At 62.2% G+C, this 15,703-nt stretch carries 16 protein-coding genes; 11 read left to right on the plus strand and 5 right to left on the minus strand.

Features of this window, described 5'->3' with window-relative positions; genetic code table 11:
• Nucleotides 1-154: 154 nt before the first annotated feature.
• A complete protein-coding gene (locus HP547_RS17325) occupies nt 155-643 on the minus strand; it encodes a transporter substrate-binding domain-containing protein (RefSeq protein WP_172286930.1) in 489 nt (162 codons plus the stop codon).
• 198 nt (nt 644-841) lie between these two features.
• Here HP547_RS17325 and HP547_RS17330 point away from each other — a divergent pair, with 198 nt between their 5' ends.
• Nucleotides 842-1,318 carry a DUF4399 domain-containing protein gene (locus tag HP547_RS17330; RefSeq protein ID WP_172233421.1) on the plus strand — a complete coding sequence of 159 codons (477 nt, stop codon included), beginning with the start codon at nt 842-844 and terminating at the stop codon, nt 1,316-1,318.
• A gap of 47 nt (nt 1,319-1,365) precedes the next feature.
• Here HP547_RS17330 and serA read toward each other — a convergent pair whose 3' ends face one another.
• A complete protein-coding gene (serA, locus tag HP547_RS17335) occupies nt 1,366-2,595 on the minus strand; it encodes a phosphoglycerate dehydrogenase (protein ID WP_172286931.1) in 1,230 nt (409 codons plus the stop codon).
• A gap of 171 nt (nt 2,596-2,766) precedes the next feature.
• Here serA and HP547_RS17340 point away from each other — a divergent pair, with 171 nt between their 5' ends.
• The 4 genes from HP547_RS17340 to HP547_RS17355 all read left to right on the plus strand — a co-directional run bounded on the left by HP547_RS17340 (nt 2,767) and on the right by HP547_RS17355 (nt 6,943).
• Nucleotides 2,767-4,164, plus strand: a complete 1,398-nt coding sequence (locus tag HP547_RS17340) for an FAD-binding oxidoreductase (RefSeq protein WP_172286932.1) — start codon at nt 2,767-2,769, stop codon at nt 4,162-4,164.
• A 26-nt stretch (nt 4,165-4,190) separates the two neighbouring features.
• Complete coding sequence (locus HP547_RS17345; protein WP_172231549.1) at nt 4,191-4,856, plus strand: fumarylacetoacetate hydrolase family protein; 666 nt, start codon at nt 4,191-4,193, stop codon at nt 4,854-4,856.
• A gap of 174 nt (nt 4,857-5,030) precedes the next feature.
• Nucleotides 5,031-5,951: an SdiA-regulated domain-containing protein gene (locus HP547_RS17350; RefSeq protein ID WP_172286933.1), complete on the plus strand. Its 921-nt coding sequence runs from the start codon at nt 5,031-5,033 to the stop codon at nt 5,949-5,951.
• A gap of 89 nt (nt 5,952-6,040) precedes the next feature.
• Entirely contained in the window at nt 6,041-6,943 is a 903-nt protein-coding gene (locus HP547_RS17355; RefSeq protein ID WP_172286934.1) for an SdiA-regulated domain-containing protein, read from the plus strand.
• A gap of 133 nt (nt 6,944-7,076) precedes the next feature.
• Here the strand turns inward: HP547_RS17355 and rpiA are convergent, their stop codons facing one another.
• Nucleotides 7,077-7,751, minus strand: a complete 675-nt coding sequence (gene rpiA, locus HP547_RS17360; RefSeq protein WP_172229478.1) for a ribose-5-phosphate isomerase RpiA — start codon at nt 7,749-7,751, stop codon at nt 7,077-7,079.
• Nucleotides 7,752-7,885: 134 nt separating this feature from the next.
• On the opposite strand from rpiA, the gene ilvA reads away from it, so the two are divergent.
• Together ilvA and HP547_RS17370 are read left to right on the plus strand one after the other, a co-directional pair.
• The gene (ilvA, locus tag HP547_RS17365; protein ID WP_172286935.1) at nt 7,886-9,400 is read left to right on the plus strand and encodes a threonine ammonia-lyase, biosynthetic; all 1,515 of its coding nucleotides are present in this window, start codon (nt 7,886-7,888) and stop codon (nt 9,398-9,400) included.
• A gap of 148 nt (nt 9,401-9,548) precedes the next feature.
• The gene (locus HP547_RS17370; RefSeq protein ID WP_172286936.1) at nt 9,549-9,974 is read left to right on the plus strand and encodes a DUF2269 domain-containing protein; all 426 of its coding nucleotides are present in this window, start codon (nt 9,549-9,551) and stop codon (nt 9,972-9,974) included.
• Nucleotides 9,975-10,103: 129 nt separating this feature from the next.
• Here the strand turns inward: HP547_RS17370 and HP547_RS17375 are convergent, their stop codons facing one another.
• On the minus strand, nt 10,104-10,760 hold the full coding sequence (locus tag HP547_RS17375) for an HAD family phosphatase (protein ID WP_172229472.1): 657 nt from the start codon (nt 10,758-10,760) through the stop codon (nt 10,104-10,106).
• Nucleotides 10,761-10,901: 141 nt separating this feature from the next.
• On the opposite strand from HP547_RS17375, the gene HP547_RS17380 reads away from it, so the two are divergent.
• Both HP547_RS17380 and ptsP read left to right on the plus strand, forming a co-directional pair.
• The gene (locus HP547_RS17380) at nt 10,902-11,381 is read left to right on the plus strand and encodes an RNA pyrophosphohydrolase (RefSeq protein WP_003249017.1); all 480 of its coding nucleotides are present in this window, start codon (nt 10,902-10,904) and stop codon (nt 11,379-11,381) included.
• A gap of 22 nt (nt 11,382-11,403) precedes the next feature.
• On the plus strand, nt 11,404-13,683 hold the full coding sequence (ptsP, locus tag HP547_RS17385; RefSeq protein WP_172229469.1) for a phosphoenolpyruvate--protein phosphotransferase: 2,280 nt from the start codon (nt 11,404-11,406) through the stop codon (nt 13,681-13,683).
• 134 nt (nt 13,684-13,817) lie between these two features.
• Here the strand turns inward: ptsP and HP547_RS17390 are convergent, their stop codons facing one another.
• Nucleotides 13,818-14,564, minus strand: a complete 747-nt coding sequence (locus HP547_RS17390) for an NRDE family protein (RefSeq protein ID WP_172233464.1) — start codon at nt 14,562-14,564, stop codon at nt 13,818-13,820.
• A 129-nt stretch (nt 14,565-14,693) separates the two neighbouring features.
• Here HP547_RS17390 and HP547_RS17395 point away from each other — a divergent pair, with 129 nt between their 5' ends.
• Nucleotides 14,694-15,476: a sulfite exporter TauE/SafE family protein gene (locus HP547_RS17395; protein WP_172286937.1), complete on the plus strand. Its 783-nt coding sequence runs from the start codon at nt 14,694-14,696 to the stop codon at nt 15,474-15,476.
• Between the two features lie 16 nt (nt 15,477-15,492).
• On the plus strand, nt 15,493-15,703 hold a 211-nt coding region (locus HP547_RS17400; RefSeq protein ID WP_172286938.1), incomplete at its 3' end, for a prolipoprotein diacylglyceryl transferase family protein.

The raw sequence follows: 15,703 nt of genomic DNA on the forward strand, positions 1-15,703 counted from the left end.
TGGAAAAGTGCGATGAATCAATTTGCGATTCTGTACGGAGATCGGTTCATCAGGCCAACCTGGTGAAATCAAGGCCTGCCGGGCGGCAGGCCATTACCGGCCCGCACACAAAAAACCTGACACTCCCATGAGGGCGGCACAGACAGCTCGAAACTTATTGCCCGGCCGCAGTCTCCTGCACACCCTTGAACCACTTCTGCTCAAGTTCGGCAGTGCGCCCGCTGTCTTTCAGCCGTTGCAGCGCATTGTTCACCGCACTTTCAAACGCCGGATTGTCCTTCTGGAACGGGATCAACAGCCTCTTGGCGCCAAACGGCTGGCTCACATCCAGCGAGCCGCCACCCGTGGGCGCATCAGCGGACGGCGTAAGTGCAATGTCGTACTTGCCACTTTCGACGCCGGGCAATACCTCTGCAGCCGACGCTTCGACAAACTCGGCACGCAAGTCCAGCTCCTTGGCGAGATCTTGCCCGAACTCGATGTCGAAACCGGTCAGGCGATCATCTTGCTTGAACGCGTACGGCGAGTTGTCGGCCTGTACGGCTATGCGCAGTTCGCCCCGGTCGGCGATTTCGTCGATCAGCTCCGCCTGGGCCAATGGACTGATCAGTACTGCCAGCAGTACCCCTATGGTCGAACGCATGAATGCCCCTTTTCTTTTAGCAGTTGAATAACTTTCGCCACGGCTTTCTTCCTCGCCGTGATCGAGCGCAGCCTATGACCTTGAAGCCTTGGCGAGGTTTAACCCTAACTGAAATATTTCTCTTTGTGGGCTATGGTGAACTACCGCTGCCGTTCGACATGCTGGTGGCGGTCAATAAGTGAATCACAGGAGAAGTGAATGAACAGCCTATTTTCGCGTGCTGCCGTTGCCGGTCTGCTGATGGGAGCATCGGTGTTCGCCAGTGCCGCGGATGCCCTGAAGAGCCAGGAGCCGCCCAAGGATGCCAAGGTCTTCATCGTTTCCCCCGCCGATGGTGCCACGGTCGACAAGACCTTCACCGTCAAGTTCGGCATCGAAGGCATGGGACTCAAACCAGCCGGTGACCAGACCCCGCACACCGGGCACCACCACTTGCTGGTGGATGTGGACAAAGAACCCGTTGCCGACATGCCCCTGCCGACCAGCCTGATGCCTGAGGCAGGCACCGCGCTGCCGGCGGGGCCGCAGGTTTTGCATTTCGGCAAGGCACAGACCGAAACCAGCATTACCCTGACCCCGGGCAAGCACACGCTGCAGCTGGTACTGGGTGACCAGTATCACGTACCGTTCAAGCCAAGTGTCGAGTCGCAGAAAGTGACTGTCGAAGTGAAATGAAAAAAGGGAGGCCACAAGGGCCTCCCTTTTTCATACCGCCCGCAAACTTAGAACAGGACGCGGGAACGGATGGTGCCCTTGACCTGTTGCAGCTTCTCTTGCGCCAGGTCGGAGTACTCGGCGTCAACGTCGATCACCACGTAACCCACTTTCTCGTTGGTCTGCAGGAACTGACCGGAGATGTTGATACCGTTTTCGGCGAACACCTTGTTGATCTCGCTGAGCACGCCGGGGATGTTTTCGTGGATGTGCAGCAGGCGGTGTTTGCCTGGATGCGCCGGCAGGGCAACTTCCGGGAAGTTGACCGAAGATACCGAGGTACCGTTGTCGCTGTACTTGACCAGCTTCTCGGCAACTTCCAGGCCGATGTTGGCCTGGGCTTCGGCAGTGGAGCCACCGATGTGCGGGGTCAGGATCACGTTGTCCAGGCCACGCAGCGGGCTTTCGAACTCTTCGTCGTTGGAGCGCGGCTCGACCGGGAACACGTCGATGGCGGCGCCGATCAGGTGCTTGTCCTTGATCGCGGCGGCCAGGTGGTCCAGCTCGACCACGGTGCCACGGGCGGCGTTGATCAGGATCGAGCCCTTTTTCATCGCGCGGATTTCTTTCTCGCCAATCATCCACTGGGTGGATGGCAGCTCAGGCACGTGCAGCGAGACAATGTCGGCCATGCCCAGCAGCTCGTTCAGGCTGGTGACCTGTACGGCGTTGCCCAGCGGCAGTTTGGTCAGCGGGTCGTAGAAGTACACCTGCATGCCCAGGTTTTCGGCCAGTACCGACAGCTGGGTGCCGATCGAGCCGTAGCCGACGATGCCCAGCTTCTTGCCACGAATCTCGAACGAGTTGGCCGCGCTCTTGATCCAGCCGCCACGGTGGCAGGAGGCGTTTTTCTCAGGGATGCCGCGCAGCAGCAGAATGGCTTCGGCCAGTACCAGTTCGGCGACCGAACGGGTGTTGGAGTACGGCGCGTTGAACACGGCGATACCGCGCTGGCGGGCAGCTTCCAGGTCGACCTGGTTGGTGCCGATGCAGAAGCAGCCGACGGCGACCAGTTTCTTGGCACAGTCGAAGATCTCTTCGGTCAGCTGGGTGCGCGAACGAATGCCGATGAAGTGGGCATCGGCGATCTTTTCCTTCAGCTCGGCTTCCGGCAACGAACCAGTGAGGTATTCGATGTTGGTGTAGCCGGCGGCCTTGAGGGTATCGACCGCGTTCTGGTGCACACCTTCAAGAAGAAGGAACCGGATCTTGCTCTTGTCGAGAGAAGTCTTGCTCATCTGCGTAAACCTGTATCCCGGAGATAAAAATGGCGAGGGTGATGCCAGGCGCCACGGCAGCCTTAGCATGAACAGCGGGAGGGCTATGCTAGCATACGCGACACAATCTGAGCCTATCCCGACAGGTGAAGAGTGCTCAGGGTGACTATGAATAAGTCGAGAGTTCCAGCGATGACCCACCCCGCTGTTATTGATGAACTGATGACCCTTGTCGACCCTGGCAAGGTCCTGACTGACGCGGCTTCGCTTGAAGCGTATGGCAAGGACTGGACCAAGCATTTCCCGCCGGCACCCAGTGCAATCGTGCTGCCGAAGACGATAGAACAGGTGCAGGCGATCGTGCGCTGGGCCAATGCGAACAAGGTGGCGCTGGTGCCCTCTGGCGGGCGCACCGGGCTTTCCGCCGGGGCGGTGGCGGCCAATGGCGAAGTGGTGGTGGCCTTCGACTACATGAACCAGATTCTCGGCTTCAACAACTTCGACCGCACCGTGATCTGCCAGCCAGGGGTGATCACCCGCCAGCTCCAAGCCTTTGCTGAAGAGCAGGGCCTTTATTACCCGGTAGACTTCGCTTCCAGCGGCTCCAGCCAGATTGGCGGCAACATTGGCACCAATGCCGGTGGTATCAAGGTGATTCGCTACGGCATGACCCGCAACTGGGTGGCCGGCCTGAAAGTGGTCACCGGCAAGGGTGAGCTGCTGGAACTCAACAAAGACCTGATCAAGAACGCCACCGGCTATGACCTGCGTCAGCTGTTCATTGGGGCCGAAGGCACCCTGGGCTTTGTGGTGGAGGCCACCATGCGCCTGGACCGTACACCGCGCAATCTCACCGCCATGGTGCTGGGTACGCCGGACTTCGACTCGATCATGCCGGTGCTGCACGCCTTCCAGGGCAAGTTGGACCTTACGGCTTTCGAGTTCTTTTCCGACAAAGGCCTGGCCAAGATCATGGGGCGGGGCGATGTGCCGGCGCCGTTCGAGACCGCTTGCCCGTTCTATGCGCTGCTGGAGTTCGAGGCCAGTACCGAAGAGGTTGCCAACCAGGCCTTGGCCACCTTCGAGCACTGCGTGGAGCAGGGCTGGGTGCTGGACGGGGTGATGAGCCAGAGCGAAACCCAGCTGAAAAACCTGTGGAAGTTGCGCGAATACCTGTCTGAAACCATCTCGCACTGGACCCCGTACAAGAACGACATTTCTGTCACGGTCTCGAAAGTGCCGGCGTTCCTGCGTGATATCGACGCCATTGTCGCCGAGCACTACCCGGATTACGAAGTGGTGTGGTACGGCCACATCGGCGATGGCAACCTGCACCTGAACATTCTCAAGCCCGAGCACATGGGCAAGGACGAGTTCTTCGCCTCGTGCGCCAAGGTCAACAAATGGGTGTTCGAGATCGTCCAGCGCTACAACGGTTCGATTTCCGCCGAGCATGGCGTGGGCATGACCAAGCGCGACTACCTGGGCTACAGCCGCTCGGCCGAAGAAATCGCCTGCATGAAGGCAATAAAGGCCGTGTTCGACCCTAACGGCATCATGAATCCGGGTAAGATCTTCGCACCTGAATAAAAAGCAGTATCCACAGGAGTCGGCCAATGAGTTACCAGCACCAGTACGTAGACGGCACACGCATTCACTTCCCGCTGGGCAAGGTGGTGTGCATCGGCCGTAACTATGCCGAGCATGCCAAGGAACTGGACAACCCGATCCCCAGCGAGCCACTGCTGTTCATCAAGCCGGGCAGCTGCGTGGTGCCGGCCGAAGGTGGTTTCAAGATCCCGGCCGAGCGCGGTTCCGTGCACTATGAGGCCGAAATTGCCGTGCTGCTGGGCAAACCGCTTTCCACCCACCCGACCGAAGAGGAGGTGCTGGACGCGATTTCCGGTTATGCCCCGGCACTGGACCTGACCTTGCGTGACGTGCAGGCCAAGCTGAAAGAGAAAGGCCTGCCCTGGGAGCTGGCCAAATGCTTCGATGGCGCCTGCGTGCTGCCGCCGTTCGTGTCTGCCGCCAGTTTCGAGGATGTGACCGACATCCCGGTACGCCTGACCGTCAATGGCGAAGTGCGCCAGGACGGCAACAGCGCAATGATGCTCAACCCGATCGTGCCGATGATCCAGTACATGGCGGCGCATTTCTCGCTGCAGGCGGGGGATGTGATCCTTACCGGTACGCCGGCGGGCGTGGGGCCGTTCAATGTCGGTGATGAGCTGGTGCTGGAGCTGCCGGGTGTGAGCCGCTTCGAAAGCCGGGTGCTCTGATTCCAGACCGGGTTGGCTTCTTCGCGGGCACGCCCGCTCCACAGGGCTCTCCACAGGCCTGTGACATTCCTGTGGGAGCGGGTTTACCCGCGAAGAGGCCGGTCCTGTTTACCGATTTTTCACACCTTATGCGGATAATGCGCGGACCTCCGCCCATTCTCCCAGGACCTCCGCATGCCATCACCTTCCAGCGCCCCGGCAACCTCCAAGCGCCGTTTCTACCTGCGCTGGCCCTTCGGCCTGGCCGTGGCAGCGGTGATCGGCTATGGCGTGTCAGTGGCCATGCACTGGGATGACCGCGGCGCACTGTGGCTCAAGGAAAGCCTGGAAACCACCGCCGAGCGCAGCGAAAGCGTGTGGCTGCCGGACTACCAGGTCGACATCGACGCCAAACCGCTGCCGGGCATGGATGATGACGAAGCTTCGGACGTGGCCTTCAACCCGCGTACAGGTACCCTGTTCGCGGTCATGGGCAAGAACCCCATCCTTGTCGAGCTGAGCCTGGACGGCGATGTACTGCGCAAGATCCCGCTCAACGGCTGGAACAACCCGGAAGGCGTCGCCGTGCTGGAAGACGACTACCTGGCGATCACCGACGAGCGCCTGCATGACCTGACGGTGGTCAAGGTCGATGCCCGGACCACGGTGTTGAACCACGCCGACTTCCAGAGCCACGACCTGGGCCCGTCGGTGAAGAGCAACAAGGGCTTCGAAGCAGTGGCCTGGGACCCGCTGCGCCAGCGCCTGGTCATCGGCGAAGAGCGCCCACCCAAGCTGTACACCTGGAACACCGATGGCCGCAGCCCGCTCATGGGTGAAAAGCAGCCACTGCCCAGTGACGAGCTCGACCTGCGCAACCTGTCCGCCCTGGGCGTGGACCCGCGCACCGGCCACCTGCTGGTATTGTCCGCCGATTCCAACATGCTGCTGGAGCTGGACGAGCAGGGCCAGCAGGTCAGCTTCATGACTTTGCTCGGTGGTTTCAATGGCCTGCAGGACACCATTCCGCGTGCCGAAGGGGTGACCATGGACGACAAAGGCAACCTCTACATGGTCAGCGAGCCGGCACTGTTTTATCGCTTCAAGAAGCACTGACAGCATCTTCAGGCTTTTCTGACGCTGGCATTAAGCTATGTTTCAGCCATTAATGGTTAGATTCGCCACCCTTGTGCCGAGTCTGCCTTATGCGCCGTTTTGTTCGCCTGTTCCTTGTTGTGGCCGTTATCGGCGTGTTCCTGCTTGGCTGGGCCGGGCAGGAGTTTCGCTTGTTCGAGCGCGGCTGGTTCAACCTGAAGGCGTGGTGGCAGCCCGCCGAGCAGAGCATCGGCCTTGACCGCTACCGGGTAGTGGTAGAGGCGCAGCCGGTCGACGGCTTGGATGACGACCTTTCGGCGCTGACCTACGACCCCGACCGCAAGACCCTGTTCACTGTCACCAATGCCCGCTCGGAGCTGATCGAGCTGTCGCTTGAAGGCCGCATTCTGCGCCGGGTGCCGCTGACCGGCTTTGGTGACCCGGAAGCCGTGGAGTACATCGGGCCCAACAGTTATGTGATCACCGACGAGCGCCAGCAGCGGCTGATTCGCGTGCGCCTGGAGGACGACACGATGTTCCTCGACGCCGGTGACGCCGAACAGCTGACCTTGGGCATTGGCCTGAACGGCAACAAGGGCTTCGAGGGCCTGGCCTACGATTCGGCAGGCAAGCGCCTGTTCGTGGCCAAGGAACGTGACCCGATGCTGATCTATGAGGTGCATGGGTTTCCTCATGAAAACCCGGAGAAGCCCTACGCAGTGCATGTGGTGCAGGACCACAAACGCGATTCGCGGTTGTTCGTGCGCGACCTGTCGAGTCTGCAGTTCGATGAGCGCAGCGGGCACCTGCTGGCGTTGTCGGATGAGTCGCGGCTGGTGCTGGAGCTGGATGTGCAAGGCAGGCCGCTGAGTACCCTGTCGTTGCGCAAGGGTTTTCAGGGTTTGCAGGCGATGGTGCCGCAGGCGGAGGGGATTGCGATGGATGAGGCGGGGACCATCTATCTGGTCAGTGAGCCGAACCTGTTCTATGTGTTCAAGCAGCCGCCAAATTAAGCTGTTGGGGCCGCGTTGCGGCCCATTCGCAGCACAAGGCTGCTCCTACAAGGACCGCATCAGATCCAGTGCCTGCGGCCTTCTGTAGGAGAAGCCTTGTGCTGCGAATCGAGGGCAAAGCCCTCGCCGGGGACTACTCGACCTTCAGGGTCTTGACGCCTTCGCCGGTACCCAGCAGCAGTACATCTGCCGGCCGCGCCGCGAACAGGCCGTTGGTCACCACGCCAACGATGGCGTTGATCTGCGCTTCCAGTTCCACCGGGTTGGTGATCTGCAGGTTGTACACATCGAGGATGACGTTGCCGTTGTCGGTCAATACCCCTTCACGATACACCGGGTCGCCGCCCAGCTTGACCAGTTGACGTGCCACGTGGCTGCGCGCCATCGGGATCACTTCGACCGGCAGGGGGAAGGCGCCCAGAACCGGTACCAGCTTGCTGCCGTCGGCGATGCAGATGAAGGTTCTGGCCACGGCCGCGACGATCTTCTCGCGGGTGAGGGCTGCGCCGCCGCCCTTGATCAGGTTCAGGTGCGCGTCGCTCTCGTCGGCGCCGTCCACATAGAACTCCAGCTCGCTGACGCTGTTCAGCTCGTAGACCGGGATGCCATGGCCCTTCAGGCGCTGGGCAGTGGCCTCGGAACTGGCCACTGCGCCGTCGAAAGCGGTCTTGTGCTGAGCCAGGGCGTCGATGAAGAAGTTGGCGGTCGAACCGGTACCGACGCCGACAACGCTCTTGTCATCCAGCTTGGGCAGAATGAAGTCGACAGCGGCCTGGGCGACGGCCTGTTTGAGTTGGTCCTGGGTCATGCGGGCTCCGGGAGGGGCAGGGGCGGTTTCAAAGTTGCCTAGTATAACGGCTCGCACGGCTTTGCTGTGGTCGCCCGACGTAGCGCTGGGGTAGACTCCCAGCCCTTGTCCCGCGGCCCAGTGATGCTTTCCCGATGCTCGAACAGTACGTCAAGAAGATCCTCACCTCGCGCGTCTATGACGTTGCCGTCGAAACCCCGCTGCACAGCGCCGGGCAGCTGAGCAAGCGCCTGGGCAACCAGATTCTGCTCAAGCGCGAAGACTTGCAGCCGGTGTTCTCGTTCAAGATTCGCGGGGCCTACAACAAGCTGGCGCAACTGACGGCGGAAGAACTGGCCCGTGGCGTGGTCACCGCTTCGGCCGGCAACCACGCCCAGGGCCTGGCCCTGGCCGCGCGCGAGATGGGCATCAAGGCCACCATCGTGATGCCAAAGACCACCCCGGAGATCAAGATCGAAGGCGTGCGCTCGCGCGGTGGCAAGGTGGTGCTGCATGGCGACTCCTTTCCCGAGGCGCTGGCTTATTCGCTGAAGCTGGTGGATGAAAAGGGCTTTGTCTACATCCACCCCTACGACGACCCGCACACCATCGCCGGGCAGGGCACCGTGGCCATGGAAATCCTGCGTCAGCACCCTGGCCGGCTGGACGCGATTTTCGTCCCGGTGGGCGGTGGCGGCCTGATCGCCGGCATTGCGGCCTACGTGAAGTACCTGCGCCCGGAAATAAAGGTGATCGGCGTCGAACCGGACGATTCCAACTGCCTGCAGGCGGCCATGGCGGCCGGTGAGCGCGTGGTATTGCCGCAGGTAGGGCTGTTCGCCGACGGCGTGGCGGTGGCGCAGATCGGGCAGCACACCTTTGATATCTGCCGCCAGTATGTGGATGAAGTGGTCACGGTCAGCACCGATGAGATATGTGCAGCAATCAAGGATATCTACGACGATACCCGCTCGATCACCGAGCCTGCTGGCGCCTTGGGTGTGGCGGGCATCAAGCGCTACGTCGAGCTGTACGGTGTGACCGGGCAGACCTTGGTGGCCATCGATTCCGGTGCCAACGTCAATTTCGACCGCCTGCGGCATGTGGCCGAGCGCGCCGAACTGGGTGAAAAGCGCGAAGCGATCATCGCCGTCACCATTCCGGAGCGCCCTGGCAGCTTCAAGGCCTTCTGCGAAGCCATCGGCAAGCGCCAGATCACCGAGTTCAACTACCGCAAGCACACCTCTGACGAAGCCCACATCTTCGTCGGCATTCAGACTCATCCGGAAAACGATCCCCGTGCAGCCCTGGTGCAGCAATTGACCGAGCAGGGGTTCCCGGTTACCGACCTGACCGATAACGAGCTGGCCAAGCTGCATATTCGCCATATGGTGGGTGGGCATTCGGCCGGGGCCAGTGACGAGATGGTGCTGCGCTTCGAATTCCCCGAGCGGCCAGGCGCGCTGTTCAACTTCCTCAACAAGCTGGGCGGGCGCTGGAATATTTCGATGTTCCACTATCGCAACCACGGTGCGGCGGACGGGCGCGTGGTGGCGGGGTTGCAGGTGCCGGAGGAAGAGCGCCACCTGGTGCCGGCGGCGCTGGCCAAGATCGGTTACCCGTACTGGGATGAGACCGAGAACCCGGCGTACAAGCTCTTCCTTGGTTGAGCAGCTAAGCTGGGGCTGATGGCCCTATCGCCGGCAAGCCAGCTCCCACAGGTACTGCGCAGGCAGCAGGCCTTGTGATATCCCTGTGGGAGCGGGCAAGCCCGCGAAGTCGCCACCGCTAAATGGCCTGCTCAAGGACAACAGAAGCATGGAACACCTGACCACCCTGAAAACCCTGCATATCATCGCCACTGCAGTGCTGCTGCTGGGCGCCCTGGGCCTGGCGATCTGGACCGTGCGCGCCCGCCGTCAGGGCGATACCGAGGCCTACGTCAAGCTGCTGCGCCGGCCTCTGGTGTTTGTCTGGCTGGTGATGGGCCTGTGCCTGGCAAGCATGCCGTTCACCGGCTGGTGGCTGGTACACCTGGTGGGCTGGCCGCTGGGGCAGACCTGGGTGCTGGCCTCCAGTGTCATCTACACCGTGGGCGCGTTTGCCGTCTGGTGGCTGCTGGTGCGGCTGAACCGGTTGCGCAAGGCTGAAGTTGTGGGGTTGCGGCTTACCTTGGCGCTGGCGGTGTTCAGCGGGGTCTGTTTCTTGTCCATCGCCGGGTTGATGGGCGCCAAGCCAGTCTGACAGTTCAGGGTTGCCTGTGCCGGCCCTTTCGCGGGTAAACCCGCTCCCACGGGGACTGCACAATGCCTGAGGGCAGCGCGATACCTGTGGGAGCGGGTTTACCCGCGAAGAGGCCAGCCCAGGAAAACTTCAATCGCGCAACGAAACCACCGGCCACCCACGCTTCCCGGCCTCGGCCCGCAACAGCGGGTCCGGGTCCACCGCCACCGCATGCGTCACCCGCTGCAGCAACGGCAAATCATTCATCGAGTCGCTATAGAAGTAGCTGTCCTCAAGATCAAAGCCGTTCTCCAGCATCCAGCGCTCCAGCCGCGTCACCTTGCCTTCACGAAAACACGGTATATCGGTACTACGCCCGGTATAGCGGCCGTCGCGCATCTCGCATTCGGTCGCCAGCAGCACGCGAACTCCAAGGCGGCGGGCGATCGGTGCGGTGACGAAGCGGTTGGTGGCGGTGATGATCAGCAGCTGGTCGCCAGCCTCACGGTGCTGCTGCAGCAAGGCCAGGGCCTTGGGCAGGATGATCGGCTCGATGCAGTCGCGCATGAAGTCGCGGTGCCATTCGTCGAGCCGGGACGCAGGCGTTGCCGCCAGGACTTCCATGGAAAAGGCCAGGTAGGCCGGCAGGTCCAGGGTGCCGTCGAGGTAGTCCTGGTAGAAACCATCGTTGCGTTGCTTGTAGGCAACCGGGTCGAGGATGCCACGCTGGCAAAGGTAGTCACCCCAGGCATGGTCGCTGTCGCCACCGAGGAGGGTATTGTCCAGGTCGAATAAAGCCAGGCGCATCGCGGTCACTCGCATCAGCCACAAGGTAGGCCCGCAGAATACGGAGTTTTCACGCTGCTGCACATAAGCTTGGCGGGCGCGTTGCTGCGCTCGCAGGCTTTGTGGAACAATGCGGTGACATGCGTTTGCGAGGTTGCTGCCGTGATCGACCCGGATGGTTTTCGCCCCAATGTCGGGATCATTCTCACGAATGATGCCGGGCAGGTGCTATGGGCTCGACGGATCAACCAGGATGCCTGGCAATTTCCCCAGGGTGGTATCAACCCTGACGAGACGCCGGAAGACGCCCTGTACCGTGAGCTGAACGAAGAAGTTGGCCTTGAACGCGATGATGTGGAAATTCTTGCCTGCACCCGCGGCTGGTTGCGTTATCGTTTACCCCAGCGCCTGGTCCGTACCCACAGCCAGCCGCTGTGCATCGGCCAGAAGCAGAAGTGGTTTCTGCTGCGTCTGGTCAGCAATGAACAACGGGTGCGGATGGACCTGACCGGCAAGCCGGAATTCGACGGCTGGCGCTGGGTCAGCTATTGGTATCCGTTGGGCCAGGTTGTGACATTCAAGCGCGAGGTGTATCGACGCGCACTGAAAGAGCTAGCACCGCGTCTGCTGACGCGCGACTGACGACGGAGTTCGACCCCGAGCCATGCTCAATACGCTGCGCAAGATCGTCCAGGAAGTAAACTCCGCCAAAGATCTCAAGTCGGCGTTGGGGATCATTGTCTTGCGCGTCAAGGAGGCCATGGGCAGTCAGGTCTGCTCGGTCTACCTGCTCGACCCGGAAACCAACCGCTTCGTGCTGATGGCCAGCGAAGGCCTGAACAAGCGTTCCATCGGCAAGGTCAGCATGGCCCCCAACGAGGGCCTGGTCGGCCTGGTCGGTACCCGCGAAGAGCCGCTGAACCTGGAAAACGCCGCCGACCACCCGCGTTATCGCTACTTTGCCGAAACCGGCGAAGAAAAATTCGCCTCCTTCCTGGGTGCGCCGATCATCCACCACCGCCGAGTGGTCGGGGTATTGGTTATCCAGCAAAAGGAGCGCCGCCAGTTCGACGAGGGCGAAGAAGCCTTCCTGGTCACCATGAGCGCCCAGCTCGCCGGGGTTATCGCCCACGCCGAAGCCACCGGTTCGATCCGTGGCCTGGGCCGCCAGGGCAAGGGTATTCAGGAAGCGCGCTTCGTCGGTGTGCCGGGCTCGCCAGGCGCCGCTGTGGGGCGTGCGGTGGTGATGCTGCCGCCGGCCGACCTGGAGGTGGTGCCGGACAAGGCCGTCGATGACATCGACGCCGAACTGAAGCTGTTCCAGAACGCCCTCGAAGGCGTGCGCGACGACATGCGCAAGCTGTCGGCCAAGCTGGCCACCCAGCTGCGCCCGGAAGAGCGCGCGTTGTTCGACGTGTACCTGATGATGCTCGAAGACGCAGCCCTGGGCGGCGAGGTGACCGAGGTCATCAAGACCGGCCAATGGGCCCAGGGCGCCCTGCGCCAGGTGGTCGGCGAGCACGTCAACCGCTTCGAACTGATGGACGATGACTACCTGCGCGAGCGCGCCTCGGACGTCAAGGACCTGGGGCGGCGCCTGCTGGCCTACCTCCAGGAAGCCCGCTCGCAGTCGCTGGTGTACGCCGACAACACCATCCTGGTCAGTGAAGAACTGACCCCGGCAATGCTCGGCGAAGTGCCGGAAGGCAAGCTGGTTGGCCTGGTTTCGGTACTCGGCTCGGGCAACTCCCACGTCGCCATCCTGGCTCGCGCCATGGGCATCCCTACCGTGATGGGCCTGGTCGACCTGCCTTATTCCAAGGTCGATGGCATCGAGCTGATCGTCGATGGCTACAAGGGCGAGGTGTTCACCAACCCCAGCGAAGTGCTGCGCAAGCAGTACAGCGAAGTGGTGGAGGAGGAGCGCCAGCTGGCTCAAGGCCTGGACGCCTTGCGCGAACTGCCATGCGTCACCCCCGACGGCCATCGCATGCCGCTGTGGGTCAACACCGGCCTGCTCGCTGATGTTGCCCGCGCCCAGCAGCGCGGCGCTGAAGGGGTAGGGCTGTACCGCACCGAAGTGCCGTTCATGATTCAGCAGCGCTTCCCCAGCGAGAAGGAGCAGCTGGCGATCTACCGTGAGCAACTGGCGTCGTTCCACCCGCTGCCGGTGACCATGCGTACCCTGGACATCGGCGGCGACAAGGCGCTGTCGTACTTCCCGATCAAGGAAGAAAACCCGTTCCTGGGCTGGCGTGGCATCCGGGTCACCCTCGACCACCCGGAAATCTTCCTGGTGCAGACCCGCGCCATGCTCAAGGCCAGCGAGGGCCTGAACAACCTGCGCATCCTGCTGCCGATGATTTCCGGGATTCACGAGCTGGAAGAGGCCCTGCACCTGATCCACCGCGCCTGGGGCGAAGTACGCGACGAGGGCACTGATGTGCCCATGCCGCCAGTGGGCGTGATGGTGGAGATTCCTGCAGCGGTGTACCAGACCAAGGAATTGGCGCGGCAGGTGGACTTCCTGTCGGTAGGGTCCAACGACCTGACCCAGTACCTGCTGGCGGTGGACCGCAACAACCCGCGGGTGGCCGACCTTTACGACTACCTGCACCCGGCGGTGCTGCAGGCACTGAACACGGTGGTGCGCGATGCCCATGGTGAAGGCAAGCCGGTCAGCATCTGTGGCGAAATGGCCGGTGACCCGGCTGCGGCGATCCTGTTGATGGCCATGGGCTTTGACAGCCTGTCGATGAACGCCACCAACCTGCCCAAGGTGAAATGGATGCTGCGCCAGGTGAACATGAGCAAGGCCAAGGAGTTGCTGGCCGACGCCTTGAGCCATGACAACCCGCAAGTTATCCACAGTTCGCTGCAATTGGCCCTGAAGAACCTTGGGCTGGCGCGGATGATCGGGCCTGGGGCCAATAAGACCCTGTGAATGTGATGTTGCCTGTGCTGACCTCTTCGCGGGTAAATCCGCTCCCACAGGGACTACTACAAGCCTGAGGCCTGTGCTGAACCTGTGGTAGCGGATTCACCCGCGAAGAGGCCCGCCCAGGCAACACCGAAGGTTCAGACCACCAGCTCAACTTCCCCCAAATGCCCGCCAAACGGCCCGAAACTGCGCTCGATCAGCCGCCTTTTGCCCTGATCATCCACAATCAGCACGGTACTCGCCCGGGTACCATAGTTCTGGCTGGCAATAAACACGCTTGAAAGCAGCTTCTCGGTCCCCAGGCCCACGCCTGTGTCCGGCAGATCGCCGTCAGCCGCGGGTTCACCATCAGCCAGCAATGCCAGCAACTGCTGCGGATCTGCCGTCTCAAGCATCCCCTCCAGCCCGCTACGTGCCTTGACCAGCTTCGGCCACGGTGTGTCCAGCCCGGCATTGGAAAGCCCGTAAACCCCAGCCTCCAACAGGCGTGGCGTAGCTTGCCGGGCATTCAAGTACCCCAGTTGCCGCTCATCACCCACTAGCAGGTTGAACCCCGAGTACTGGCCGCGGCGGTCGGCCACCTGGTCCAGGTAAGCCTCAACGCCCAGCTCACCCCGCAGATACGCCGCCACCAGCTCACCACGCGAGCGTGGCCCCAGCACCTGGCCCGGGTCGCGAATATTGGTCAGCGCCGCAAACCGCCCTTGCGGCCCCACGCCAAGCCAGGTACCGCCGGCCTCCAGGTCGCGCCCGGCATACACGCCAGGGGCATCCTCCCAAGCCGCCAGGGCTTGGGTGGGGCGAGCATGAAACTCGTCGCGGTTGGCTGCGACGATCAGCGGCAGGGCGTGCCCCGGCCGCCAGGCAAATACGATCAGGCACATCGGTCGGGCCTCTGGGTTTTTTGCCACTGTACCCACACTGGCTGGGCGGATCCATCCTGACACAGACTTCACTAGAGCCCCGAGGCTGGCTTCCGTTACCATGCCGGATTGATTTCTCGGGGACGCCGAATGGAATTCGTGCTCTATCTGCTGTTGGGCGCCTGCGCGGGCGTGCTGGCCGGGCTGTTCGGCGTGGGCGGCGGCATCATCATCGTGCCGGTGCTGGTGTTCAGCTTTACCCTGCAGGGCTTCGATACCTCGGTGCTGACCCACCTGGCAGTCGGCACGTCGCTGGCAACCATCGTCTTCACCTCGATCAATGCCGTGCTCGAACACCACCGCAGGGGCGCGGTGCAGTGGCCGATCTTCGGCTGGATGACCCTCGGCATCCTGCTGGGGGCCGGTGTTGGCGCCAAGACCGCGTCGCTGATCCAAGGCCCGCTGCTGCAGAAGATCATCGGCGTGTTCGCCCTGGTCATCGCCGCACAGATGGCCCTGGACCTCAAGCCCAAGGCCAGCCGTGGCATCCCCGGCAAACCCGCATTGATCGGCGCCGGGGGAGTGATCGGCTGGGCTTCGGCCATTTTCGGCATTGGCGGTGGTTCGCTGACTGTGCCGTTCCTGACCTGGCGCAGCCTGCCCATGCAGCAGGCGGTGGCCACGTCTTCGGCCTGCGGCCTGCCCATCGCCGTGGCCAGTGCTCTTAGTTTCATGCTGCTGGGCTGGCATCAGCAGCATCTGCCGGCCCATAGCGTGGGTTACGTGTACCTGCCGGCTTTGGTCGGCATTGCCGTGACCAGCATGTTTTTCGCCCGCTACGGCGCGCGCCTGGCGCACAAGCTGTCGCCACGTTTGTTGAAACGCCTGTTCGCGGCACTGCTGTTCAGTGTCGGCCTGAGCTTTTTGATTTGAATCGAGAGGAAGTTCCATGCTGCCTTACCCGCAGATAGACCCCGTGGCCGTGGCCCTCGGGCCGCTGAAAATCCACTGGTACGGCCTGATGTACCTGATCGGCATCGGCGGCGCCTGGCTGCTGGCTTCGCGCCGGCTCAACCGCTTCGACCCCACCTGGTCCCGTGAAAAGCTGTCCGACCTGGTGTTCTGGCTGTCGATGGGGGTGATTGTCGGAGGCCGGCTGG

It is taken from the genome of Pseudomonas sp. CM27, assembly GCF_013179515.1.
Classification (GTDB): domain Bacteria; phylum Pseudomonadota; class Gammaproteobacteria; order Pseudomonadales; family Pseudomonadaceae; genus Aquipseudomonas.

Coding starts and splice junctions, on each gene's coding strand:
- HP547_RS17325 (WP_172286930.1), bottom strand. CDS start 643: ATGCGTTCGACCATAGGGGTACTGCTGGCAGTACTGATCAGTCCATTG.
- HP547_RS17330 (WP_172233421.1), top strand. CDS start 842: ATGAACAGCCTATTTTCGCGTGCTGCCGTTGCCGGTCTGCTGATGGGA.
- serA (WP_172286931.1), bottom strand. CDS start 2,595: ATGAGCAAGACTTCTCTCGACAAGAGCAAGATCCGGTTCCTTCTTCTT.
- HP547_RS17340 (WP_172286932.1), top strand. CDS start 2,767: ATGACCCACCCCGCTGTTATTGATGAACTGATGACCCTTGTCGACCCT.
- HP547_RS17345 (WP_172231549.1), top strand. CDS start 4,191: ATGAGTTACCAGCACCAGTACGTAGACGGCACACGCATTCACTTCCCG.
- HP547_RS17350 (WP_172286933.1), top strand. CDS start 5,031: ATGCCATCACCTTCCAGCGCCCCGGCAACCTCCAAGCGCCGTTTCTAC.
- HP547_RS17355 (WP_172286934.1), top strand. CDS start 6,041: ATGCGCCGTTTTGTTCGCCTGTTCCTTGTTGTGGCCGTTATCGGCGTG.
- rpiA (WP_172229478.1), bottom strand. CDS start 7,751: ATGACCCAGGACCAACTCAAACAGGCCGTCGCCCAGGCCGCTGTCGAC.
- ilvA (WP_172286935.1), top strand. CDS start 7,886: ATGCTCGAACAGTACGTCAAGAAGATCCTCACCTCGCGCGTCTATGAC.
- HP547_RS17370 (WP_172286936.1), top strand. CDS start 9,549: ATGGAACACCTGACCACCCTGAAAACCCTGCATATCATCGCCACTGCA.
- HP547_RS17375 (WP_172229472.1), bottom strand. CDS start 10,760: ATGCGCCTGGCTTTATTCGACCTGGACAATACCCTCCTCGGTGGCGAC.
- ptsP (WP_172229469.1), top strand. CDS start 11,404: ATGCTCAATACGCTGCGCAAGATCGTCCAGGAAGTAAACTCCGCCAAA.
- HP547_RS17390 (WP_172233464.1), bottom strand. CDS start 14,564: ATGTGCCTGATCGTATTTGCCTGGCGGCCGGGGCACGCCCTGCCGCTG.
- HP547_RS17395 (WP_172286937.1), top strand. CDS start 14,694: ATGGAATTCGTGCTCTATCTGCTGTTGGGCGCCTGCGCGGGCGTGCTG.